This window comes from Duganella vulcania (assembly GCF_009857655.1).
Taxonomy (GTDB): domain Bacteria; phylum Pseudomonadota; class Gammaproteobacteria; order Burkholderiales; family Burkholderiaceae_D; genus Rugamonas; species Rugamonas vulcania.
The window spans coordinates 25,371-47,447 of the sequence record NZ_WWCX01000050.1 but is presented as its reverse complement, the minus strand read 5'-3'; the positions used below and the strand labels follow the sequence as shown (position 1 = coordinate 47,447).

The 22,077-nt window shown below is 65.7% G+C and carries 17 protein-coding genes; 4 read left to right on the top strand and 13 right to left on the bottom strand.

Annotation, left to right across the window (positions count from 1 at the left end; translation table 11 throughout):
- Both GTP90_RS22665 and GTP90_RS22660 read right to left on the bottom strand, forming a co-directional pair.
- The coding region (locus GTP90_RS22665; RefSeq protein WP_217432023.1) for a DEAD/DEAH box helicase at nucleotides 1-1,296 on the bottom strand (1,296 nt) is incomplete at its 3' end.
- Between the two features lie 64 nt (nucleotides 1,297-1,360).
- Nucleotides 1,361-2,446 carry a threonine aldolase family protein gene (locus tag GTP90_RS22660; protein ID WP_161085665.1) on the bottom strand — a complete coding sequence of 362 codons (1,086 nt, stop codon included), beginning with the start codon at nucleotides 2,444-2,446 and terminating at the stop codon, nucleotides 1,361-1,363.
- Nucleotides 2,447-2,727: 281 nt separating this feature from the next.
- Here GTP90_RS22660 and GTP90_RS22655 point away from each other — a divergent pair, with 281 nt between their 5' ends.
- A complete protein-coding gene (locus tag GTP90_RS22655; RefSeq protein ID WP_161085664.1) occupies nucleotides 2,728-3,957 on the top strand; it encodes a hypothetical protein in 1,230 nt (409 codons plus the stop codon).
- A 26-nt stretch (nucleotides 3,958-3,983) separates the two neighbouring features.
- On the opposite strand, the gene GTP90_RS22650 is transcribed toward GTP90_RS22655, so the two are convergent.
- From GTP90_RS22650 to wrbA, 6 genes are all read right to left on the bottom strand, one after another.
- Nucleotides 3,984-5,828, bottom strand: coding sequence for an ABC transporter transmembrane domain-containing protein (locus GTP90_RS22650; protein ID WP_161085663.1), 1,845 nt, complete (start codon nucleotides 5,826-5,828; stop codon nucleotides 3,984-3,986).
- 66 nt (nucleotides 5,829-5,894) lie between these two features.
- The gene (locus GTP90_RS22645; RefSeq protein WP_161085662.1) at nucleotides 5,895-6,992 is read right to left on the bottom strand and encodes a lipocalin-like domain-containing protein; all 1,098 of its coding nucleotides are present in this window, start codon (nucleotides 6,990-6,992) and stop codon (nucleotides 5,895-5,897) included.
- On the bottom strand, nucleotides 6,993-9,548 hold the full coding sequence (locus tag GTP90_RS22640; RefSeq protein WP_161085667.1) for an FtsX-like permease family protein: 2,556 nt from the start codon (nucleotides 9,546-9,548) through the stop codon (nucleotides 6,993-6,995).
- Between the two features lie 11 nt (nucleotides 9,549-9,559).
- A complete protein-coding gene (locus GTP90_RS22635) occupies nucleotides 9,560-10,966 on the bottom strand; it encodes an FAD-binding oxidoreductase (protein WP_161085661.1) in 1,407 nt (468 codons plus the stop codon).
- A complete protein-coding gene (locus tag GTP90_RS22630) occupies nucleotides 10,963-11,370 on the bottom strand; it encodes a DUF2069 domain-containing protein (RefSeq protein WP_161085666.1) in 408 nt (135 codons plus the stop codon). Before GTP90_RS22630 ends, GTP90_RS22635 begins: the two co-directional genes overlap by 4 nt.
- Before the next feature lie 13 nt (nucleotides 11,371-11,383).
- Nucleotides 11,384-11,995 carry an NAD(P)H:quinone oxidoreductase gene (gene wrbA, locus GTP90_RS22625; RefSeq protein WP_161085660.1) on the bottom strand — a complete coding sequence of 204 codons (612 nt, stop codon included), beginning with the start codon at nucleotides 11,993-11,995 and terminating at the stop codon, nucleotides 11,384-11,386.
- Between the two features lie 65 nt (nucleotides 11,996-12,060).
- On the opposite strand from wrbA, the gene GTP90_RS22620 reads away from it, so the two are divergent.
- The gene (locus GTP90_RS22620; protein WP_161085659.1) at nucleotides 12,061-13,437 is read left to right on the top strand and encodes a YihY family inner membrane protein; all 1,377 of its coding nucleotides are present in this window, start codon (nucleotides 12,061-12,063) and stop codon (nucleotides 13,435-13,437) included.
- A gap of 3 nt (nucleotides 13,438-13,440) precedes the next feature.
- On the opposite strand, the gene GTP90_RS22615 is transcribed toward GTP90_RS22620, so the two are convergent.
- Nucleotides 13,441-14,904: an aminotransferase-like domain-containing protein gene (locus GTP90_RS22615; protein WP_161085658.1), complete on the bottom strand. Its 1,464-nt coding sequence runs from the start codon at nucleotides 14,902-14,904 to the stop codon at nucleotides 13,441-13,443.
- Nucleotides 14,905-14,913: 9 nt separating this feature from the next.
- On the bottom strand, nucleotides 14,914-15,498 hold the full coding sequence (locus GTP90_RS22610) for a LysE family translocator (protein WP_161085657.1): 585 nt from the start codon (nucleotides 15,496-15,498) through the stop codon (nucleotides 14,914-14,916).
- A 167-nt stretch (nucleotides 15,499-15,665) separates the two neighbouring features.
- Between GTP90_RS22610 and GTP90_RS22605 the strand changes: the two genes are divergently transcribed.
- Nucleotides 15,666-16,802 (top strand): HAF repeat-containing protein, encoded by a 1,137-nt coding sequence (locus GTP90_RS22605; protein WP_161085656.1) that lies wholly within the window; start codon nucleotides 15,666-15,668, stop codon nucleotides 16,800-16,802.
- Here the strand turns inward: GTP90_RS22605 and GTP90_RS22600 are convergent.
- Nucleotides 16,783-17,586 carry an alpha/beta fold hydrolase gene (locus GTP90_RS22600; RefSeq protein ID WP_161085655.1) on the bottom strand — a complete coding sequence of 268 codons (804 nt, stop codon included), beginning with the start codon at nucleotides 17,584-17,586 and terminating at the stop codon, nucleotides 16,783-16,785. The genes GTP90_RS22605 and GTP90_RS22600 overlap by 20 nt on opposite strands.
- A gap of 1 nt (nucleotide 17,587) precedes the next feature.
- Nucleotides 17,588-18,898 (bottom strand): O-acetylhomoserine aminocarboxypropyltransferase, encoded by a 1,311-nt coding sequence (locus GTP90_RS22595; protein WP_161085654.1) that lies wholly within the window; start codon nucleotides 18,896-18,898, stop codon nucleotides 17,588-17,590.
- Between the two features lie 196 nt (nucleotides 18,899-19,094).
- Between GTP90_RS22595 and GTP90_RS22590 the strand changes: the two genes are divergently transcribed.
- Entirely contained in the window at nucleotides 19,095-19,550 is a 456-nt protein-coding gene (locus GTP90_RS22590; RefSeq protein ID WP_117010377.1) for a CBS domain-containing protein, read from the top strand.
- Nucleotides 19,551-19,640: 90 nt separating this feature from the next.
- Here the strand turns inward: GTP90_RS22590 and GTP90_RS22585 are convergent, their stop codons facing one another.
- Complete coding sequence (locus GTP90_RS22585; RefSeq protein WP_161085653.1) at nucleotides 19,641-21,902, bottom strand: putative bifunctional diguanylate cyclase/phosphodiesterase; 2,262 nt, start codon at nucleotides 21,900-21,902, stop codon at nucleotides 19,641-19,643.
- Nucleotides 21,903-22,077: the final 175 nt, after the last annotated feature.

Sequence of the window (22,077 nt, the reverse complement as noted above, 5' to 3'; positions counted from 1 at the left end):
CCGGGCCGTGACGGCTCCCTTGCCGCCGGCTGCAGCGCCGCCGCTGGCCGCCTTGCCCCCGGCCGGGCCGGTGAACGGGCGCTTCTTCTTGGCTGGCGCTTCGGCCGCCGCTTTCTTGGCTGCGGCTGCGGCTGCGCCTTTGGGGCCGGTCTCCGGCACGCGGTGGTCGGCCTCGAAGCCCGGTTCCTCGATGCGATGGATGACCTGGCGGGTCAACGTCTCGATGGCCTTGAGCATATCGACTTCGTCGGCGCAGACCAGCGAGACGGCTTCGCCCTCCATGCCGGCGCGCCCGGTGCGGCCGATGCGGTGGATGTAGTCCTCGGCCACGGTCGGCAAATCGAAGTTGACCACCTGCGGCAGCGCCTCGATATCCAGCCCGCGCGCGGCGACATCGGTGGCCACCAGCAGCTGGACTTCGGCGTTCTTGAAGCGGGCCAGCGCACGCAGGCGGGCCGGCTGGGTCTTGTCGCCGTGGATGGAATCGGCCGAGATGCCGTGTTCCTGCAGCGTCTTGACCAGCGCCTCCACGCCCTTGCGGGTCTTGACGAACACCAGCACCTGGCCCCAGCGCAGCTTCTTCAGCAGGTGCAGCAGCAGCTCGGGCTTGCGGCGCTTGTCGGTAGGGATCAGCCACTGCTTGACGGTCTTGGTGGCCGTGTTGCTGGCGCTGACCTGGATCGACACCGGATCCTTCAGCATGCCGCCGGCCAGCTTGCGGATCTCGTCGGAGAACGTGGCCGAGAACAGCAAGGTCTGGCGCTGCTTGGGCAGGGCCGCCAGCAGGATGTCCAGATCGCGCTCGAAGCCCAGGTCCAGCATGCGGTCCGCCTCGTCCAGCACCAGCGTTTGCAGCATGGAGAAGCTGATCGCGCCTTGGTCGTGCAGGTCGATCAGGCGGCCCGGCGTGGCCACCAATACGTCCAGGCCCTTGCGCAGCTTGGTGATCTGCGGCTCGATCGGCACGCCGCCATAGGCCACGGCCGATTTTAGCGGCAGGTTGCCGCCGTAGCTGCGGAAGCTCTCGTAGACCTGTTCCGCCAGTTCGCGGGTCGGCACCAGCACCAGGCAGCGCACCGCTTTCGGCGCGGTCATGCCGTCCATGGTCAGGCGCTGCAGTATGGGGAGGGCGAAACCCGCCGTCTTGCCGGTGCCGGTCTGCGCCGCCGCCATCAGGTCGCGGCCCGCCAGCACGGCGGGGATGGCTTGCTTCTGGACGGGCGTGGGCTGCTTGTAGCCCAGCGTCTCCAGCGTGCGCTGTATGGGGTCGATCAGGCCGAGGGCTTGGAAGGTCATGGTGTTATGCCGTAAAACGAAAAGAGGGCGCAGTGTAGCCGGTTGTCCCGGCTTGTGCAGAAAATTAATGGGACAACGCGTCCGACCACAGGGCCAGGATCTCGCGCACGCGCTGGTCCGGCAGGTTGAGCAGGTTGTCGCCGATGTACAATTCCACCGAGCTGCGGCCGGGCAGCGCCGCGTGGCTGGCGGCGTTGAACAGCCACACGCCATGCTGCTCGGCGACGCGGTTGCGGATCTCGTTGGCGCGCTCGCGGCTGACCGGCAGGTGCAGGTGCAGCATGCTGGCCTGCGGACGGGCAGGATTGGGCGTCAGCAGCGGGTAGTCGCGCAGCTCCTCGTATAGCCACTCCGTACGGCGGAAGTAGTCGGGCATCGCCGCCAGCCGGGCATCGAACTGCATGGCGGCGGCCACCACGTATGGCGTGCGCTGGTAGACGTTGCCGCCCTGGCGGCGGAACCATTCCTGCGCCTTCGCCACGAAGGCCGCGCTGCCCAGCAGCATAGCGCCGCCCATGCCGCCTATGCCTTTGTACAGCGACAGGTAGACGGTGTCGAAGCCGGCCGCGATGTCGGCGGCCGGGCGGCCATATGCGGCAACGGTTTCCAGCAGGCGCGCGCCGTCCAGGTGCAGATGGATGGACTGCTCGCGGCAATAGGCCTTGATGGCCGCCAGCTCATCCCAGCTTGGGCACTGGCCACCGATCTCGCGCATCGGCAGCTCCAGCGTGGCCGCGCCCAGATGGTCCGGGATGCCTTTGAGTTCGTCCAGAGTCCACGGGCGGTGCGGGTCGCCGATCTGCAGGGCCTGGAAATGGTCGAACAGCTGATGGTTGCCGCGTTCGTGGCGCAGGATGTGCGAGGTTGGATGCAGCGCCACCAGCCGGCTGCCGCGCTCCGAACAGGCGATGCGCAGCGCGGTGGCCTGCGTCATGGTGCCGGTGATGCAGAACAGCGCCGATTCAAAGCCCAGCAGGGTGGCGACCTTCTGCTCGAAGTCCTGTATCAGCGTGCCGGTGCCGTAGACGTCGTGCGCGACGCCGTTGGCTTCGCACCACGCGGACATCGCCGCGAACAGCTGGGCGGGCGAGGGCTGGCGGTGTCCGGGAAGGTGGGTGGTGCAGCTGAGGCGCAGTTCGGCGTCGGTCAAGGCGTTCTCCTGAAAGGGAGAATGTTACCGGCTTTTTGCCGCCGGGGCCAAAAAGCCGTTTTGGGATACTGCTCGTCGTAGTCCGGCGACAGGGTGCCCATCCGCCTCCAGAGGGCTGATCGAGTAGGTGGACAATGGGCCGGTGTTGCTACGGCCTGCTGTGCGCGTAATGTTTGTAAATTAATTAATGCCCGGTCTGGCAATCGTGCGAGGTTGTCGTAATGCTATGATCGCCTCGCTGTTAATTATTAATTAATTAATTTTTTGAGGACGGATTTCAGATGAAAAATCTTCAAGGCGCTACTTTGATTGCCGCGCTGGCCGCAGCCTTTTCTGCACAAGCCCAGACGGTCATGACCATCAACGGTCTCGAAACTTCGACCACCTGCACGGCCCCGCTGGTGTTTATTTCGGACGTGGGCAGGGAGGGCTTGTTTTATCCGGTCGCGTCGAACTCGACAGACCAGGCGAACGGCGGGACCACGTTGTTCTGCAATAAAAACAATAGCGCCAGAAAAATGTACAAGCGCATGTTCGATGGTGCCGTCAACGCCAAATGGTTCGGCCTGAGCGAGAGCTCGCTGGACAACGCGCCCGCCGTGCAGGCCGCCATCACGGCGCTGCGCAACGGCCAGGAATTGCTGATCCCGGAAGGCTATTACAAGTTCCAGGACACGATTACTTTACCGGCCAATAAATACCTCCGCTTCACCGCGCGCGGCGATCTGGACTTCGGTGCGCGCGATGGCATCGTCGTGCAAGGGCGGTATGGCCATGTGCTGGAATTGTCCAAAATGAGCGGCGCACCTTGGGAGAATACGCCCACCTACGGTTACGTCGGCTCCGGCATTACGCTGATGAATGCCCAGTACGCGACGGTGAAAGTAAATTCGATCAACGGTTTTCATGACGCCATCAAGGTGGTCGGCAAGGACCAGAATGGCTCGCAGTACAACAAGATCGACTTCGAACTGCTGACGCATAACGACGTCGGCGTACTGCTGACGACAGAGATTGACGGCTGGGCCAACGAAAATACCTTCACCGGCGGGAAGATGTCCGGCGTGACCGGTCTCGCGGCCGTACCCGGTTCTGCGCAGGTAGGTCAGTTCAACGGTAATAAGTTCTACAACTTCGGCTTCGAGAGCTTGACCAATGGCGTCGACGTGGACAAATTTAGCAACAATGTCTTCATTGCGCCGCGCCTGATGGGGGGCGAGGGTGTGGTCAACGGCTTCAAGTTTGGTCCGAGATCCTGGAATAACGTCATCGTCGCCACCGGATTGTATGAGGAAGCGTTTGTGTCGCAAGGTGCGGTGGGCAACGCCGGTATAGGTAACTTCTTGTTAGGCCACGTCATGACGAAGGGCGGTTCGACGTCGGGCGTGGTCAGCATCGCCGACAGCAAAGGCCGCTTCCTCAGCCTGATACGTGACCCGAGCTACTCGGTCAGCCAGGAGACGAAGTCGCGCATCCTGCCGCTGTCGTCGCTGCCTGCCGTTTCGCCCTGATGCGCTGATCGGCTCAGCGCTGCAGGTCAGTTCGCGCTGTGTTCGATGTGGACGTTGTGGAACTGCAGCGCGGCCAGATTGGCGTAGACGCCACCCAGCGCCACCAGCGACGCATGGGTGCCGGTTTCGACGATGCGGCCGTCCTCCATCACGATGATGCGGTCGGCGCGCTGCACGGTCGCCAGGCGGTGCGCGATGATGACGGTGGTGCGGCCGACCATCGCCGCCTCCAGCGCCGTTTGCACCAGGCGTTCGGATTCCGCGTCCAGCGCGCTGGTGGCTTCGTCGAGCAGCAGCAGCGGCGGGTTTTTCAGCAGCGCGCGCGCGATCGCGATGCGCTGGCGCTGGCCTCCGGACAGGCGCACGCCGCGTTCGCCCAGGAAGGATTGATAACCCTGCGGCAGGCGTTCGATGAATTCGTGGGCCGCGGCCAGCTTGGCGGCCTGGATCACTTCCGCGTCGGTGGCGCCGGCGCGGCCGTAGCGGATGTTCTCCATCGCGTCGGCCGAGAAGATCACCGTATCCTGCGGCACGATGCCGATGGCGTCGCGCAGCGTGTGCAGATCGAGCCTGGTGATGTCGACGCCATCGAGCTTGATGCTGCCGCTTTGCGGATCGTAGAAGCGCAGGAACAGCTGGAACAGCGTGGTCTTGCCGGCGCCCGAAGGGCCGACCACGGCCACCGTCTCACCCGGCTTGATGTCCAGCGACAGGTGGCCCAGCGCCGCCGTGTCGGGACGCGAAGGATAGGAGAACGATACGTCGTGCAGGCTCAGTGCCGCGCCGTTGGCGGCGCGCGGCGGCAGTGCCAGCGGCTGGGCCGGCGACTGGATGGCCGACTTGACCGACATCAGTTCCAGCAGGCGCTCGGTGGCGCCGGCGGCGCGCTGCGCCTCGCCCATCACCTCGGACAGGGCGCCGATGGCGCCGGCCACGATGGACGCGTACAGGATGAATTGACCGAGGTCGCCGCCGGTCATCGAGCCTTCCAGCACGGCGTGCGCGCCCAGCCACAGCACGAACACGATGGTGCCGAACACCAGCACGATGGCGATCATGGTCAGCAGCGCGCGGGCGCGGATGCGGCGCATGGCGGTGCCGAACGCGCCTTCGACCGAGGCGCCGAAACGCTCCGATTCGATCTTCTCGTGGGTGAAGGCCTGCACCGTCGGCATGGCGTTGAGGATTTCGCCGGCCATGGCGGAAGCGTCGGCGATGCGGTCCTGCGAATCGCGCGAGAGCTTGCGCACGCGGCGGCCGAACATCACGATCGGCAGCACCGTCAGGATCAGCAGGCCGATGATGATGGCCGACAGCTTGGCGCTGGTCACGAACAGCATCACCAGGCCGCCGATGAACAGCAGCACGTTACGCAGCGCCATCGAGATGCTGGTGCCCACCACCGCCTGGATCAGCGTGGTGTCGGTGGTGATGCGCGACAGGACCTCGCCGCTTTGCGTGGTCTCGAAAAATTCGGGGCTCTGGGTGACGACGTGGTTGTAGACCGCGCTGCGGATGTCGGCGGTGACGCGCTCGCCCAGCCAGGAGACGGTGTAGAAGCGCGCCGCCGTGGCCAGCGCCAGCACGGTGGCCACGCCGAACAGCGCCAGGAACACCAGGTCGACGTGCTTGATGCTCTTGGCCCCGGTGCCGCCGAAGCCAAGGTCGATCATCTGCTTGAAGGCGGCGGGGATCGCCAGCGTGGAGCACGCGGCCACCACCAGCGCGATGCCGGCCATGAGGAACTGGCGTTTGTACGGCAGCAGGAACGGCGTCAGGCCGCGCAGGGTGGCTAGACTGCCTTTCTTGGCTTCCCTGGCTGTGTTGGGGGCGGCTGCGGACGGGGTGCTGGCGGTGGTGCTATTGGTCATCGTGTGGCTGCGGTTCGTAAGTAGTCTATGTTGACGATTCAGGTGTCGCAAAATTGTTCGGTGCTGCTAAAACTTGATCGGCCTCACATAGCCGGTCATCTCCAGGTAGGCGCGGCCGGCGGGCTTGCCGTCCCGCTCAAGCGTCACCGCTCCCTCCCAGTACACCGCGCCGGTGGAGCGCCGCGAGTCCAGCTCCTGGTCATCCTGCAAAGGGATAACCTGCCACACGGTGCTGCCGGTGGTGAGCTGGGTCGAGACGGGATACTCGGCATTGGTGCGGGGCGAACGCCACCGCCGTTGCGGGGTAAAGCTGACCTGGTCCGGGGAGAACTGCGTGATCTTACCGGATGCATCGCGCCATGTCGCGTGCGACCATAGTTTAGCACCTGTCTTGCTGCGCATCTGGAAAGCCATCATGGCGCCGCCGTCGACGAGGTTGGCGCCGATCCAGTCCCAGCCCGCCGCATCGGTGGCGACGTACTGGCTGGACCACTCGTGATCGAACCAGCTGGCGCCTGTGACGGCGACCGTCTTGCCGGCGCTGGTGACGGTGCCGGTGGTGGTCAACTGCGGTTCGCTGTAGTAGTAGCTGCTGTCCGACAGCTGCGCGCCCTTGCGGGAATAACCACGGTCGCCCTGCGGCAGCACCGGCTGCGACGGCGTCAGTTTCAGATCCAGCTTGAAGCTGGCGGCATCCAGGTGGACCTGGTAGCTGCCGTCTGCGGCGCGCGCCATGTGCCAGTCCTCAAGCTTGACGTCGGTGTCGCCCACTTTGGCGTACGACAGGCCGAAGCCCTCGCGCGCGCTGCGCTCGTCGTGCAGCAGCTTGCCGTTGGCCGGATCGGAGATGGCGGCGTGGCCGATGATCAGCTGCTTGGGCGCGAATTTGCTGGGATTGGCGCGGTCGTGCGACGTGGCGCTGCGGAAGAACGTGACCTGGAAACCCATCGGCTTGCCGTCCGGTTTCGTGAGCCAGCCGGTCACGTACCACCATTCGGTCTTGAAGTCTGGATGGGCGCCGAAGTCCGCCGGGAAGCTCAGCGAGGCGCCGGGCGCCAGCGGCGTGACCGCCTTGAACACCGGCTCCGCCGCGTGGACGGACGTTTGGACGGCCAGCGCCGCCAGCAGCGCCAGTGCGGCGGCGCCGCGTTGGATCGGATTCATTTACCAGTCCTCCCTGACTGCGCGTATCGGCCCGCCCGACAGCGACTGGCGGCCGGCCAGCAGCGCGGTCAGCGCGGCGGCGGCCAGCAGCAGGCCGGCCACGGTGGCCAGCAAAGGCCATGGCAAATGCAGCTGCATGGTCCAGTGGAAGGACTGCGGATTAACGACAAAAACCAATATCAGGCTGATGACCCAGCCCAGTGCGAAACCGGTGACGATGCCCAGGCCCGTCAAGGCGCCGCCTTCGATGGCAAGGATGGACAGGATCTGCCGCCGCGTGACGCCGACGTGGCGCAGCATGCCGAACTCCTTGGCGCGCGCCAGCGTCTGCGCCGAGAAGGTGGCGGCCACGCCAAACAGGCCGATGACGATGGCGATCGCCTCCAGCAGATAGGTGATGGCGAAGCTGCGGTCGAAGATCTTCATGCTCATCGAGCGGATCTCGGACGGCGCGGTGGTCGTCAGCGCGGCGGCGAAGGGCAGGCGCTTCAAGGCCCGATCCGTGTCGGCCGCCTTGGCGCCGGGCTTGAGCCACAGGGCGACGTTGCTGGCGTCCATGTCGCCGGTGACGGCGCGGTAGTCGCCCAGCCGCATCTGGATCGAGCCGGTCGGACGGGCGTAGTCGCGCCAGACGCCGGCGACCGTGAAGGAGCGCAGCTTGCCGTTGAGCGGCAGTTCGATGCGCTGGCCGACGTTCATGCCGTACAGGTCGACCATCGCTTCCGAAATCCAGACCGGTGGCGGAGCGCCAGGCCCGGGTACCTGAGTGGCGCCGACGATGGCCAGCGTCTTACCCGGGTCGGCAGGGTCTACTTCGCGCGCCATCAGCGCGACCGCCGGACGGGCTGCGGCCAGCGAGATGCCGCGCATGCGCAGGAAGTCGGCGCTGGCGACGCCGGGCAGGGCGGCGATGGCGGCCTGCTCCTGCGGCCGCAGGCCGGCGGTGGTGCCGGCGCTGGTGGTGCTGACATAGATGTCGGCCGGCAGAATGTGCAGCAGCCAGTCGTCCAGCGACACGCGGAAGCTGGAGACCATGATCGCCATCGCCACCATCAGGCTGAAGCTGGACAGCACGCCGCCCAGCGCGATGCCGGCCTGACTGGAGGCGTTGGCGAGGCGCGATAACGTCAGCGTGACCACGGGCGAGGCGCCGGGCTTGCCGGCGGTGGCCGCGCTCCAGCGGCGGTGCGCAATGCGGAACACGATGGCGGCCAGGCGCGGCATCAGCGCGATGGCGCCGACCAGCAGCAGCGCGATCGACAGGTAGCCGAACAACGGCAGCTCGAACACCGGCGGCGCCTGCGACAGCAGGGCGGCTAATGCGATACAGGCCAGCGCCGGCCAGGCCTTGGACAGCCGCGACATCGCCGCCTCCTCGGTGCCCGACTTGAGCGCGACTGCGGGTTTGGCGCGTGCGGCGTCCAGTGCCGGCGCGGCGCAGCCCAGCAGGGCCACGGCAACGCCGAGCGCGAAATAGACCGCTGCGGCGATGGGCGTGAACTGCACCTGCGGCCGCACGCCGGAGAAGAAGCCTGCCCCCAGGTCGGCGCCCATGAAGTGCAGCGCGGCGGCGGCCATGCCATAGCCGGCGGCGATGCCGATGGCCGATCCGGCCACGCCCAGGCTCAGGCCTTCGATCAGGATCTGGCGCAGCAGGTGCTTGCGGTCCATGCCCAGCACGCGCAGCAACGCGAACTGGCTGCGGCGGCGTATCACCGACAGCGCCTGGGTGGAGAACACCAGGAAGGCGCCGGTGAACAGGGCGACCAAAGCCAATACGGTCAGGTTGACGCGGTAGGCGCGGCTCATGCCTTCGTTGCGGCTGTTCTGGTCTTCGTCGTTGGGCTGGCTGACGCGGAAACGGCCGGGATAATCGTGCTGCAGCTGCTGTTCCAGTTCGGCCTTGAAGGCGTCGCGATTGACGCCGTCGCGCAGTTTGAGGTCGATGCGGGACAGCTGGCCGAGTTTTTCGAAGCGCCATTGCGCCGCACCCAGGTCCATCACGCCGATGCGCTGGCCGGCGCGGGCGCGTTGCAGCGAGCCGGCCACGCGCAGTTTCAGTTCGCCGACGCCCACTTGCAGCGTCAGCGGCGCGCCGGCGGCGGGCTTGAGCCACTGCTGCGCGGCGGGCGACAGGAACAGCGCGTCGTCGGCCATCGTGTCCATCAAGTGGTCTTCCGATGGCACGCCGACCAGGTCGGACGAGATGAAGCTGGCGCGGAAAACGTCGATGCCGAGTATCTTCAGCGCGGTGGACTGGCCGGGCACGGAGGCGTCGAATTCCAGCACCGGCGAGGCCACCGCCACGCCGGCGCGCTGGGCCAGCACCGGGTAGATGGCTTCGTCGAAGAACTGCTCGGTGCCGCGCACCTGCACGTCGGCCACGCCGGACAGTCCCTTGATGGCGGAGGAGAATTCGTTGAACGCGGCGGCGTTGATCAGATGGATGGCGAAACCGAGCGAGATGCCGACCGCGATCGCGGCGATGGCCACCAACGCCCGCAGCGGATGCGCGCGCCATTCGCCCAACAACAACCAGCGCGACAAGCGGCCCATCGCGGCACCGCTCACAGGATTTTCCCCGGATTCATGATGCCCAGCGGGTCCAGCGCGGCCTTGATGGCCCGCATCATGTTGAGCTCCACCGCCGATTTGTAGTGCGCCAGCTCGTCGCGTTTAAGCGCGCCGATGCCGTGTTCCGCCGAGATCGAGCCGCCGAATCCGACCACGCTGTCATGCACCACGCGATTGACCTTGTCCTGGTTGAGCAGGAAGTCCTCGTTGGAGATGCCGTCCGGCGGCGCCACGTTGTAGTGCAGGTTGCCGTCGCCCAGGTGGCCGAAGCACACCAGCTGGCAGCCGGGGAAGGCCGCGTCCAGCAAGGGACCGGTGGCTGCGATGAAGTCGGCGATGCTGGACACCGGCAGCGAGATGTCATGCTTGATGTTCTTGCCGGCCTTGGCCTGCGCCAGCGGGATGTGTTCGCGCATCTGCCACAGGCCGGCCGATTGCGCCACCGAAGTCGCCACCACCGCATCGCTGATGACATCGCGCTCCAGCGCCGCGCCGATGGCCTGTTCCAGCAGGCCGACCGCGTGCTGTTCCGATTCGCTGCTCGACAGCTCCAGCAGCACATATTGTGGATGCGGCGCCGCGAACGGCTTGGGCAGCGACGGAAACTGCTGCGCCACCAGCTCCAGGCAATAGCGCGACATCAGCTCGAAGCCGGTCAGGCTGGAGCCGCAATGGTCCTGCATTAAAGTCAGCAATTGCAGCGCGTGGGCGGGCGAGGGCAGCGCCGCTAGCGCGGTGATACTGGCCTTGGGCTGCGGATAAAGCTTGAGCACCGCGCCGGTGATGACCCCCAGCGTGCCCTCCGCGCCGATGAACAGATCGCGCAGGTCGTAGCCGGTATTGTCCTTGCGCAGGCCGCGCAAGCCGCTCCAGACCTCGCCCTGCGGCGTGACCACTTCCAGCCCGAGGCATAATTCGCGCGTGTTGCCGTAGCGGAGAACCGCCGTGCCGCCCGCGTTGGTGGACAGGTTGCCGCCGATGGTGCAGCTGCCTTCCGCCGCCAGCGACAGCGGGAACAGGCAGCCCGCTGCGGCCGCGGCTTCCTGCACCTGCTGGAGGATGCAGCCCGCGTCCACGGTCATGGTACGGTTGACGGGATCGACCTGCCGGATCTGGTTCAGCCGCGCCAGCGACAGCACGACCGCGCCGCCGCCGGCATCCGGCACGCTGCCCAGCACCAGTCCTGTGTTGCCGCCCTGCGGAACCAGCGCCACGCGCCACTGCGCGCAGGCGCGCACCAGCGCCGCCACCTGGTCCACCGATGCGGGCCGCAGCACGGCAAGGGCCTTGCCGGTGAAGCGTCCGCGCCAGTCGGTGAGGAAGGGCGCCATGTCGGCGCTTGAATCGAGTACAAAGGCGTCGCCCACGACGGAGCGGCAATGCGCGAGGAAATCGATCATTTGACGGTGTTGACCTTCACCTTGTCCAGCAGTTCCTTGGCCAGCTTCTTCGCCGCTTTTTTATACGGACGCAGATACATCACGGCGCAAACAAAATAGACGCAGACGATCAGCGCCTCGCCCCAGGCCATCCAGGCGGAGATGCTGCCCTTGTCGCTCCAGCCGCGCACCACGCCCTCGGTGAAGTACAGCAGTATCATCATCGACGTCCACTGCAGGGTGTAGATGTCGCGCTTCCACACGCCGTACAGCGGCAGCAGCAGCGGCGCGGCCTTCAGCACCAGCCAGGAGCCGCCCGGCTTCAACGGCGCCAGCACCATCTCCCACAGCACGCACCAGACGATCAGCGTTACCAGGCTGCCGATGGCGCCCCAGTGAAAATACTTCTGCATTGTGTTTTCCATCATGCGTCCCCGGTCAAGCGACGGCGCGCAGTTTGACGGCCGTTTCGGCCAGGCGCCGGCCCAGCGCGATGGCCAGGCGTTTTTCATCTTCGGTGATGGTCTTCTTGCCGTCAAGTCCCGACCAGTGGCTGGCGCCATACGGCGTGCCGCCGCTGGAGGTGGTCATCAGCTCCGGATTGGTGTACGGCAGGCCGAGCACCATCAGGCCGTGGTGGAACAGCGGTATCATCATTGACAGCAGCGTCGATTCCTGGCCGCCGTGCAGGCTGCCGGTGGACGTGAACACGCAGGCCGGCTTGCCCGCCAGCGCGCCGGACAGCCACTGGGCCGCCGTGCCGTCCCAAAAATACTTCATCGCCGAGGCCATGTTGCCAAAGCGGGTGGGTGAGCCGACCGCCAGCCCGGCGCATTCGGCCAGGTCGTCCAGTTCGACGTAGGGGGCGCCTTCGGCCGGCACGTCCGGCTCGGTGGCCTCGGCCACCGTCGACACGGCTGGAACCGTACGCAGGCGCGCGTCGCAGCCTGGCACGCTTTCCACGCCCTGGGCGATCAACTCAGCCAATTTGCGCGTTGCGCCGTGACGTGAGTAAAACAATACAAGAATAATCAGATTGGCTTGGTTCATCGGCGGTATTATAGGGCGCTTTGGCGGGTGGCATCGTCGCCACTCTTGTATTTCGATTATCGCTCATGTACGAAAAAATTATTCATCCGGTTTTACAGTATGTCTCCCGCAACTGCCGTAGCGGGATAGAGACAGTGCGCTCACTGTCCTGGCCCGAAGTGCGGGACCTGTTTTTGTTCGCCCACCGCCGCCTGCGCGAGGAAAGCCTGCCGCAAGTGGCCGGCAGCCTCACTTTCACCACCGTGTTCGCGCTGGTGCCGCTGCTGACGATCGCGCTGGCGATCTTCACCACCTTCCCGATGTTTAACACCTTCCGCTCATCGCTGGAGGCTTACTTCGTGCAGAGCGTGATGCCGAAGTCGATTTCCAGCACCATCCTCAATTACCTGACCATGTTTGCCTCCAAGGCCACGCGGCTGTCGGCGGTGGGCGCGGTGGCGCTGATTTTCACCTCGATCGCGATGATGAACCTGATCGAGCGCGTGTTCAACCGCATCTGGCGCGTGCGCGCCGAGCGGCGCTGGAGCAAACGCATCCTGGTCTACTGGGCCATCATCACGCTCGGCCCCTTGCTGATCGGCGTCTCGCTGACCTTGTCGGGGCGGGTGTTCATGGCCACCAGCGACCTGATAGGCGACGTGCCGGTGATCGGCGCCTTGATCTATACGGTGCTGTCGCTGGCGCTGACCACGTTCACCTTCACGCTGTTGTATGTGGCGGTGCCGAACCGCGACGTCGACTGGCACGACGCGGCCTGGGGCGGCCTGGTGGCTGGCCTGGCGTTCGAGGTGGCCAAGCGCGGCTTCGCGGTGTTCATCACGCAGTTTCCGACGTATTCGAAGATCTACGGCGCGCTGGCGGCGCTGCCGCTGTTCCTGCTGTGGGTTTATGTGTCTTGGCTGATCACGCTGTTCGGCGCGCTGCTGGTGGCCGCGCTGCCGGTGGTGAAGTACGAACGCTGGTGGCACGAGGCGCAGCCGGGCGGCGAATTTGTCGACGCGATGGCGATCCTGCGGGTGCTGCATGTGGCCTGCAAATGCGGCGACACGGCGCTGGTCAGCGCCGGCGCGATCCGCGCGCGCACGCGGCTGGGCTTCGACGAGATGGACACGCTGCTGGAAAAGATGATGGCCGAAGGCTGGGTGGGACGCGTCAAGGTCGATGCGCCGGCGCGGGTCCAATGGGGCAAGCGTGTCAGCGAGGGCAGCGACCACTGGGTCATCCTGGCCAATGTGGAGAAGCTGACGCTGGCCGAGGTCTATCGCCTGTTCGTCTTCGCCGGCATGCCGATCAACGCCGGTGTGGTTGGCGATGGCGACGATGAGCGCGACCTGAAAGCCGCCCGCGAGGCCGCCGCGCTGGCACGTGAAGTGGAATCGGCCGTCGAGGCGGGACTGGGCAAGACCCTGGCCGCGCACTTCGGGCCTATCGACTGCCGTTAGGTGCTAAGAGCCCACAGGCCTGGCCGCGCCGCTGGCGCGCGCCAGGCTTGAACGGACGCCGGTCACGGCTTCCAGCCGTTCCCGCAGGTAGCTGCTCAGGCGCGGATGCTGGCTGAATGCGACGTTGAAGCGGATATGCTGGTTGGGCGTGTCGTTCGCCGAGAAGGCGGCGCCGCGCATCAGCAGGATGTTGTTGCGGTAGGCGTCCTGCACCAGCAGGTCGACATCCAGGCCGTCCGGCATCGTCCCCCACAAGAAAATGCCGGCGTCGCCGGGCTGCTCGAACCGCACGCCGGCCTCGCTCAATTGCCGGGTGCTGGTGTTACGAGCGGCCATGATCTTGCGCTGCATGCGGTCCAGGTGCTTGCGCAGGTTGCCGGCCCTGAGCACCTCCAGCAGCACGTATTCGTTCAACGCCGGCATCGTCATGATGGTATGGATCTTGGTCCGCATCAGCACCTTGAGCAGGGCCGGGGCGGCGGCGAGATAGCCCATCCGCAGGGCGGGGCTGAGCGCCTTGCAAAAACTGGAGTAGTAAATCACGCCGTCAAGGCCCGCCAGCGCGGCCAGCCGCGTGCTGTGGCCGTGCTGGAAGTGGCCGTGAACGTCGTCTTCGGCGATCAGGAAGCCATGCTGCTTCGCCAGCATCAGCACCTTGTGCAGATTGGCGGCGCTGCTGCTCCAGCCGGTGGGGTTGTGCAAGGCGGTCTGCACGAACAGCAAGCGCGGACGGTGTTCGCGGCAGGCCGCTTCCAGTTCGTCGAGATCGAGGCCGTCGGGCCGGCGCTTGACCGGCACCAGGCGGATGCCATCCTGGCGCAGCCGGCCGAACATCAGGAAGTAGCCGGGATCTTCGACCAGCACGGTGTCGCCGGGCTGCAGGAAACTGCGGCAAATCAGGTCGATCGCGTGGGTGGCGCCGAAGGTCGTGAGAATATGGCCGGCGTCGAAGGCCATGCCGATGCCGCGCAATATCAGCGCGATATGTTCACGTAGTTCGGGCAGTCCTTGCGGAGGGCAGCGCGATGCCATGCCGGCGGCGCTGCGCGCCAGGGCGCGTTGCACGGCGCTGCCGGGGACGGCGTCCTGCAGCCAGGTCGGCGGCAGGGCGCCGCTGCTGGCCAGCAGAATGCCGGCGCGCTGGTCGTTGGCTTGCTGCGCCAGCCAGACCGGCTCCTGCTCCTCGCCCGCTTCCAGCGCGACTTCATCGGGCGCCACGCTGCCGGCGTCCTTGGGCGAACAGGCAAAGAAGCCCGCCGTGCCATGGGAATCGATGACGCCCGCCGCGACCAGCCGGTCGTAGGCCGCCACCACAGTATTGGCGCTGACTTCCAGCTGCGTAGCCAACTGGCGTATCGACGGCAGCTTGGCGCCGCCGGGCAGGGCGCGGCTCCCGACCATGTGGCGCAACTGGGCTTCTATCTGTTTGGACAGGGCGATGGGAGAGGAGCGGTCAATGGGGAACATGATGAGAGTCTAGCGTAAAAACATCACGGCCAGCACGAGCAGGATGGCGGCCATGGTCCAATTGAACGCGCGCTGCTTTTGCGGATCTTGCAGGAAGCGGCGTATCGACATGCCAAACAGCGCCCACATGGCGTTGCAAGGCGCGCCCACCAGGGCGCCGATTACCGCCACCAGCAGTGCATTGCCGAGCGTATTCCCGCCGGCGGGCATGAAGACCGATGCCACGGTGATGGCCTTCACCCAGCTCTTGGGGTTGAGCGCCTGGAAGGTCATCGCCTGGGCAAACGTCACCGCCTTGGGCGCCTGCGCGCCGCTCATCGACGCCCCGCTGAGCTTCCAGGCCAGGTAGATCAGGTACACCGATCCGGCGATGCGCAGCACTTGCTGCGCCAATGGGTAGGTCACAAAGACGCTGCCCAGCCCGAGGCACATCAGCATCGTCTGCACGAACATGCCGGTCTGGATGCCCATGATGGCCGGTACCGCGCCACGGCCGCCGAAATTGGCGCCGGTGGTGGCGAGCATGACGTTGTTCGGTCCGGGCGTGGCCGACATCACCAGGCAGTAGGTCATCAGGGGCAGCAGATCGGTCATGGCGCGCGGCTCATAGCGTGGAAGTGATGCCAGTCTAGGGGCGCGGCGCGGAGCGGACAAGGCACAGCGCCACGGGGGCAGGCACATGCTGTATCACTCCGCCGATGGTGACAGTTGCCCATTGCCGTTATAGAATCGACATTCATAAAAATCAACTGGGAGACGTCATGCTGAGAATGCCGATTGCGGTGGTCTTGTTTGGAATTGCCGGTGTGGCGTCGTCTGCCCAGCAGCTGCACCCGCCCGGCCTGGGGGAGCGCGGCGATGAGGCCAGCATCGCGGTCGACATCAACGCGAGTGGGCAGGTGGCCGGCATCATCGAGGAGGAGAGCGGCCGCCAGCGCGCGGTGCTGTGGAACAAGCGCCTGATCGAACTGGGCACCCTGGGCGGCAGCGACAGCTTCACCAAGGGCATCAACATCGGCGGCGACGTGGTTGGCTCGGCCCAGGACAGCGACGGCCACTGGCGCGCCTTCGTCTACCGCGCCGGCCTGTCGATGCGCGATCTCGGCACGCTCGGCGGCGGCAGCAGCTACGGCATGGGCATCAGCCGTTCGGGCCAGGCGGTCGGCTTCGCCGACACCAGCGACGGCTACTTCCACGCCTTCAGCACCGGCCCCGCCGGTGACGGCCCGCTGGTCGATTTGGGTACTTTGGGCGGCAACATCAGCTACGCGGCCGGCGTCAACACCGATGGCGTGATCGTCGGCACGGCGGCGCTGGCGGACGGTTACCGGCGCGCCTTTATCTACCGGCCCGGCGCCGGCATGAAGGACCTGGGCACGCTGGGTGGACGATCCAGCAGCGCCACCGCCGTCAACGATTCCGGCGTGGTGGTCGGCGCGTCCGAGACGCCCGACCGGCACTGGCACGCCTTTGTCCACGATGGCACGAAGATGGTCGACCTGGGTGCGATGATCGGCTACGGCAACAGCTTCGCCACCGCCATCAACGCCGCCGGCCACGTGGTCGGCAGCATCCGCGTCGGCGACGAGCGCCGCTCCTTCGTCTACCGCGACGGCAAGATGACCGTGCATCCGGGCGGTTACGGCCTGTACCTGGTCAACAGCATCAACGCCGAGGAACTGGTGATCGGCGCCAAATACGTCGGCAAGAGGTTCGAGGCGTCGACCATGCACTCGTCCCAGCGCGCCGTGGTCACGCACGGCGGCAACGACATGGTGATGCTGATCGCGGCGGTGCTGGCCGCCACTGCGGGCATCGTGATCTACCGCCGCCGCTATCGCGGCATCGTGCTGGAAGGCGCCAGCCGCATTATCCGCTTCAAGTTCCCGCAAAACTGAACAGGGCATCCAGCACCGCGTCCGGCTGCTCGCTCATCAGCGAGTGGCCGCTGTCCACTGTCACCACCTTGCCGTGGCTGATGGTGGAGGTCAGCAGCTTGGTGGATTTTGGTGGCGTCATCATGTCGCGGGCGCCGAACAGGAACAGGGTGGGGCAGCGCACCGCCTGCGCTGCCGCTTCGCCGTTGGCGTAGGCGTTGCAGGCCGAGAAGTCAGTGTGGAACACCTGCTGGGGATTGATCTGCGAGATGCGCTGCATCAGCCGGCGCGAGCCTCCCATGATGCTGAAGCCCGGCCCGGGACAGGATGGCTTCTGCGCGATCGACGAGTGTGACCAGATGTTGACCATGTCGATGGCGCTCTGCTCGTCGCTGCGCGAGGTTTCCAGCAGCGCGTCCGAGACCTTCATCGGGTAGGTCGAGCCGATCATGCCCAGGTGGGTGACGCGTTCGGGCGCCCTGTGCGAGGCTTCCAGCGCGATCAAGGATCCCATGCTGTGGCCGAACAGCGCGGCCTTTTGCACGCCGGCGGCGTCCAGCACTTGCAGCAGCCAGTCCGCCAGCTCCGGTACGCTGGCCTTGGCCGCGCCCTTGCTGCGGCCGTGGCCAGGCAGGTCCACCGCCAGCACGCTGTAGCCGTGGTGCGCGAAATAGCGGGTCTGCAGCACCCATACCGAATGATCGTTCTGCGCGCCGTGGATAAAGACCACGGTCGGCAAGGCGGCGTTGAATGGCTTGCCGCCGGTGTAGCAGTAGGCGTCCACGCCTTGTACGGTCAGCAGCATGTCATGCTCCTTTCTGCGACAGCTTCAGGCCGCGCGCCAGGTCTTCGATCAAATCGTCCACGTCCTCCAGGCCCACCGACAGCCGCATTGTGCCCTCGGTGATGCCGGCTGCCGCCAACTGCTCGGCCGGCACGCGGAAGTGCGTGGTGGAGGCGGGGTGGATCGCCAGCGACTTGGCGTCGCCGACGTTGGCCAGGTGCGAGAACACTTTCAGGCTGTCGACGAAGCGCCGGCCGGCGGCGCGGTCGCCCTTCAGGTTGAACGAGAACACGGCGCCGCAGCCTTTCGGCAGCAGGCGCTTGGCCAGTTCGTAGTCCGGGTGCGACGGCAGCTCGGGATAGGATACCGATTCCACCGCGGGATTCGACAGCAGGAACTCGACCACCTTGCGGGTGTTGGCCACGTGCCGGTCCATGCGCAGCGCCAGCGTCTCCACGCCCTGCAGCACGGCGAAGGCGTTGTGGGGGCTCATGACGGCGCCGAAGTCGCGCAGGCCTTCGCGCCGCGCGCGCAGCGCGAACGCCGCCACGGTCGACTCTTCCGTGAACACCATGCCGTGGAAGCCGTCGTACGGTTCGCACAGTTCGGCGAAGCGGCCGGTCTTGTCGTAGGCCTCTTGCCAGTCGAAGGTGCCGCCGTCCACCAGCAGGCCGCCGATGGCGGTGCCGTGCCCGCACAGGAACTTGGTGGCCGAGTGGAACACCAGGTCGGCGCCGTGCTCGAAGGGCTTGAGCAGGTAGGGCGTGGTGAAGGTGGAGTCCATCATCAGCGGCAGGTTCTGCTCGTGCGCGATGGCGGCGACGGACTCGATATCCAGCACGTCCAGGCCCGGATTGCCCAGCGTTTCGGCGAACAGCACCTTGGTGTTGGGGCGGATCGCGGCGCGCCAGGCGTTGAGGTCGCGCGGGTCGACGAAGGTGGTCTCGATGCCGAAGCGCTTGAGCGTGTAGGCCAGCATATTGTGCGAGCCGCCGTACAGCGCGCGCGAGGCGACGATGTGCGAGCCGGCGCCGGCGATGGTGGCGAGCCCCAGGTGCATCGCGGCCTGGCCGCTGGCGGTGGCGATGCCGGCCACGCCGCCTTCCAGCGCGGCGATGCGTTCCTCCAGCACCGCGTTGGTGGGGTTCGAGATGCGCGAGTAGACGTGGCCGGCGCGCTCCATGTTGAACAGCGAGGCGGCGTGGTCGGAGTCCTTGAAGGCAAAGGATGAGGTGAAATAGACTGGCGTGGCGCGCGCGCCGGTGGCCGGGTCGGGCGCGGCGCCGGCGTGCAGCGCGAGGGTGTCAAAGCCGGGATATCTTGGTCCGCTCATGTGGTCTCGTTGGAGTTATAGGAATGCTGGGCATCCTACCCTGAATCGCGGCTTGGCAACAGCTCTGCAAGAATGTTGCGATTTGCTTATCCAGAGCGCTGGATTTTTTGCCGCTCATACGCTACATTCGCTATAAGGCTACAATAATCAGAACCCCCATTCACAAAGCCTATATCAGCGGACAGGACGGCCCAAAATGAAAGTCTCCGAAATTCTTCAGGTTAAAGGCAGCATTCTTTACACTATCTCTCCTGACCAGCCGTTGGCCGACGCCGCCAATACGATGGCGGAGAAAGACATCGGTTCGCTGGTGGTCATGGAATTCGGCGAGCTGGCGGGCATGCTGACCTTCCGCGAAGTGCTGCGCGCGCTGCACGAGAACGCGGGCACGGTGGGCACCGGCACGGTGCGCAAGCACATGGACGATCATCCGATCACCGTCACGCCCGATACCGAGGTCAACGAGGTGCGCCGCATCATGCTGGAAAAGCACGCGCGCTACCTGCCGGTGATGAACGCCAAGACCATCCTGGGCGTGATCTCGTTCTACGACGTGGCCCGCGCGGTGCTGGAGGCGCAGAGCTTCGAGAACAAGATGCTGAAGGCCTACATCCGCGACTGGCCGGCCGAGACGGCGGACCAGGCGGACTGAGTACACCCCGGCGCCCGGCGCCGGAAAGCAAACCGCCATGCGGCCATGCGACGATGTTGAGCGTCGCATGGCCGCATGGCGGTTTTTTTATCAGGCCGCGCCTTCCAGCGTGTCGTTGTTGAGCCAACCGTTGAGCGCCGTGGCCGTCATCGGCCGCGCGAACAGGAAGCCTTGCGCCAGCGGGCAGCCCAGCGCCTGCAGGATCTGCGCCTGGCGCTCGTCCTCCACGCCTTCCGCGATCACGGCCAGGCCGAGGTTGCGGCCCAGCTGGATCACCATCTCGGCGATGCTGCTGCCGCGCGCGGAACCGGTGATCTCGGTGACGAAGGCGCGGTCGATCTTCAGGCGGTCGATCTGCAGCCGCTGCAGGTAGGACAGCGACGAGAAGCCGGTGCCGAAGTCGTCGATCGCGATGCTCACGCCGGTCTGCTTGATCTGGCCCAGCATCTTGATCAGCATGTCCGGCTCTTCCATCGCCATCGATTCGGTGATCTCCAGTTCCACATATTCCGGCGGCGCGCCAGTGTCGTCCAGCGCCTTGCGCAGCGTCTCCAGGAAGTGCGGATGGCGGAACTGCACCTGCGAGACGTTAATCGACATCATGAAGTCAAGGTGGCCGGCCTTGCGCAGGTCCACCAGCTCCTGGCAGGCGGTGCGCATGACCCACGCGCCCAGGTCGATGATCAGGCCCGAATACTCGGCGATCGGGATGAAGCGGTCCGGCGAGATGAACTTGCCGTCCGGCGTCTGCCAGCGCAGCAGCGCCTCGGCGCCCATCGGCCGGCGCGTGGCCAGGTCGATCTGCGGCTGGTACACCACGAACAGCTGGTTTTGGCCGAAGGCCGTGCGCAGCGCGTGCATCATGCGCACCCGTTCGCGGATCTCCACGCCCATCGAGCGCGAGAAGTAGAAGTGGCCGGCGCGTTGCTGCGACTTGGCGCGCTTGAGGGCGATGTCGGCGTCCTTGAGGGCGTCGGCGCCGCTGCCTTCATGCTCGCCCAGGCGCACCAGGCCCAGCGTGGCCGACAGCTGCACGTCCTGGCCGTCGATGCTGAACGGATCGGCGAACAGCGCCAGGATGTTGGCCGGGTTGACCTGCGACGAGTCGCCCAGCACGCAGAAGATGTCGCCGCCGATGCGCGCCACCGTCAGCTGGTCGCCCAGCTGGGTTTGCAGGCGGCCGGCGACCGCCACCAGCAGCATGTCGCCGAACTGGTGGCCGAGCGCGTCGTTGGTCTCGGCGAAGTGGTCCAGGTCGACCAGCGACAGCGTGGCGTCGTCGCGCGCCGGGCCGGCCAGCGTGGCGTCGAGGATCTCGACCAGGCGGGTGCGGTTGGGCAGCTTGGACAGCTGGTCGTAGAAGGCGGCGTTGTGCAGGTGCGTGACCAGTTCGACATTGTCCAGGCCCACGGCCACGTTGGAGCAGAACACTTCCAGCAGGCGCTCGTCGATCTCGGTCGGCGCGCGGCCCACGTCCAGGTAGGCGACGAAGTCGCGGCTGGCCTTGCCGGCGAAGTACAGCGTGATGAAATCCGGGCCGTAGATGTTGCGGCGCTGGCCCAGCGTCAGCTCCATGGCGTCGTAGATGGGCTTGTGCTCCTGGTTGCACAGCGTGGCGTTGTCCAGGTGGCGGTAGCTGCCGATGGTGGCCATCACCATCAGCTGGTGGCAGCCGTCCTCCGGGCATTCCTGCACGCACAGCACGCCGTTGCCGTCCTGGCCCAGCAGGTCGGCGATCTGCGCCAGCACGCCGGAGGCGAAGTTCTGCACGCCGTGCAGCGCCATCAGCTGGGTGCTGGCGTGGACGATCTGGTTCAGGCCGCGCCGGCTGTCGTTGATCTTGCGGATTTGTTCGTACGAGCGGATCGCCGCCGTCACCGTGGTGTACAGCTTGATGCGGGTCAGCTCGGACTTGGTCTTGTAATCGTTGATGTCGAAATCGCGGATGGCGTCGATCTCCGGCGCGTAGCCGGGCTGGCCGGTGCGCAGGATGATGCGCACGTCGGCCAGGTTCAGTGTTTCGCGGATGTAGCGCACCAGGTGCAGGCCGGCGTCGTCCTGTTCCATCACCACGTCGAGCAGGATGACGGCGATTTCGGATTCGTGCTTCAGCAGTTCGCGCGCCTGGCCGGCCGAATACGCGTGCACGAATTCCAGCGGGCGCTGCTGCATGTCGAGGTTGCCCAGCGCGAAGGTGGTGGTCGAGTGAACATCTTCGTCGTCGTCGATGATCATGACCCGCCAGACGTTGCGCGCACCGGGCACTGCGGGCATCGCCGGATGCTCTTCTAAGAATACCAGATCGTCTTGATCGTCCTTGGAGTGCTCAAGGGGTGTGATCGGTGGGGGCATGTGTAACATCTCCAGGATTTCTCGGTGTTCTTGAGATCAAGTATATAGCGAATTGTTAAAAAGAACGCGGTTTTCCGGCGCTTTACACAGAACGTTGCGTACTGGTGTGCAAGTTTGCCCGGCTTTCATCGAAAGAATGGTATTTTACCAATGGAAACTTGCTTTGTGGAAATTA

Excerpts from the sequence above, each read along its gene's own strand:
- GTP90_RS22655 (WP_161085664.1), top strand. The coding sequence starts at position 2,728 with ATGAAAAATCTTCAAGGCGCTACTTTGATTGCCGCGCTGGCCGCAGCC.
- GTP90_RS22645 (WP_161085662.1), bottom strand. The coding sequence starts at position 6,992 with ATGAATCCGATCCAACGCGGCGCCGCCGCACTGGCGCTGCTGGCGGCG.
- GTP90_RS22635 (WP_161085661.1), bottom strand. The coding sequence starts at position 10,966 with ATGATCGATTTCCTCGCGCATTGCCGCTCCGTCGTGGGCGACGCCTTT.
- GTP90_RS22650 (WP_161085663.1), bottom strand. The coding sequence starts at position 5,828 with ATGACCAATAGCACCACCGCCAGCACCCCGTCCGCAGCCGCCCCCAAC.
- GTP90_RS22585 (WP_161085653.1), bottom strand. The coding sequence starts at position 21,902 with ATGCCCCCACCGATCACACCCCTTGAGCACTCCAAGGACGATCAAGAC.
- GTP90_RS22595 (WP_161085654.1), bottom strand. The coding sequence starts at position 18,898 with ATGAGCGGACCAAGATATCCCGGCTTTGACACCCTCGCGCTGCACGCC.
- GTP90_RS22610 (WP_161085657.1), bottom strand. The coding sequence starts at position 15,498 with ATGACCGATCTGCTGCCCCTGATGACCTACTGCCTGGTGATGTCGGCC.
- GTP90_RS22630 (WP_161085666.1), bottom strand. The coding sequence starts at position 11,370 with ATGGAAAACACAATGCAGAAGTATTTTCACTGGGGCGCCATCGGCAGC.
- GTP90_RS22605 (WP_161085656.1), top strand. The coding sequence starts at position 15,666 with ATGCTGAGAATGCCGATTGCGGTGGTCTTGTTTGGAATTGCCGGTGTG.
- GTP90_RS22620 (WP_161085659.1), top strand. The coding sequence starts at position 12,061 with ATGTACGAAAAAATTATTCATCCGGTTTTACAGTATGTCTCCCGCAAC.
- GTP90_RS22640 (WP_161085667.1), bottom strand. The coding sequence starts at position 9,548 with ATGGGCCGCTTGTCGCGCTGGTTGTTGTTGGGCGAATGGCGCGCGCAT.
- GTP90_RS22615 (WP_161085658.1), bottom strand. The coding sequence starts at position 14,904 with ATGTTCCCCATTGACCGCTCCTCTCCCATCGCCCTGTCCAAACAGATA.
- GTP90_RS22600 (WP_161085655.1), bottom strand. The coding sequence starts at position 17,586 with ATGCTGCTGACCGTACAAGGCGTGGACGCCTACTGCTACACCGGCGGC.
- GTP90_RS22590 (WP_117010377.1), top strand. The coding sequence starts at position 19,095 with ATGAAAGTCTCCGAAATTCTTCAGGTTAAAGGCAGCATTCTTTACACT.
- wrbA (WP_161085660.1), bottom strand. The coding sequence starts at position 11,995 with ATGAACCAAGCCAATCTGATTATTCTTGTATTGTTTTACTCACGTCAC.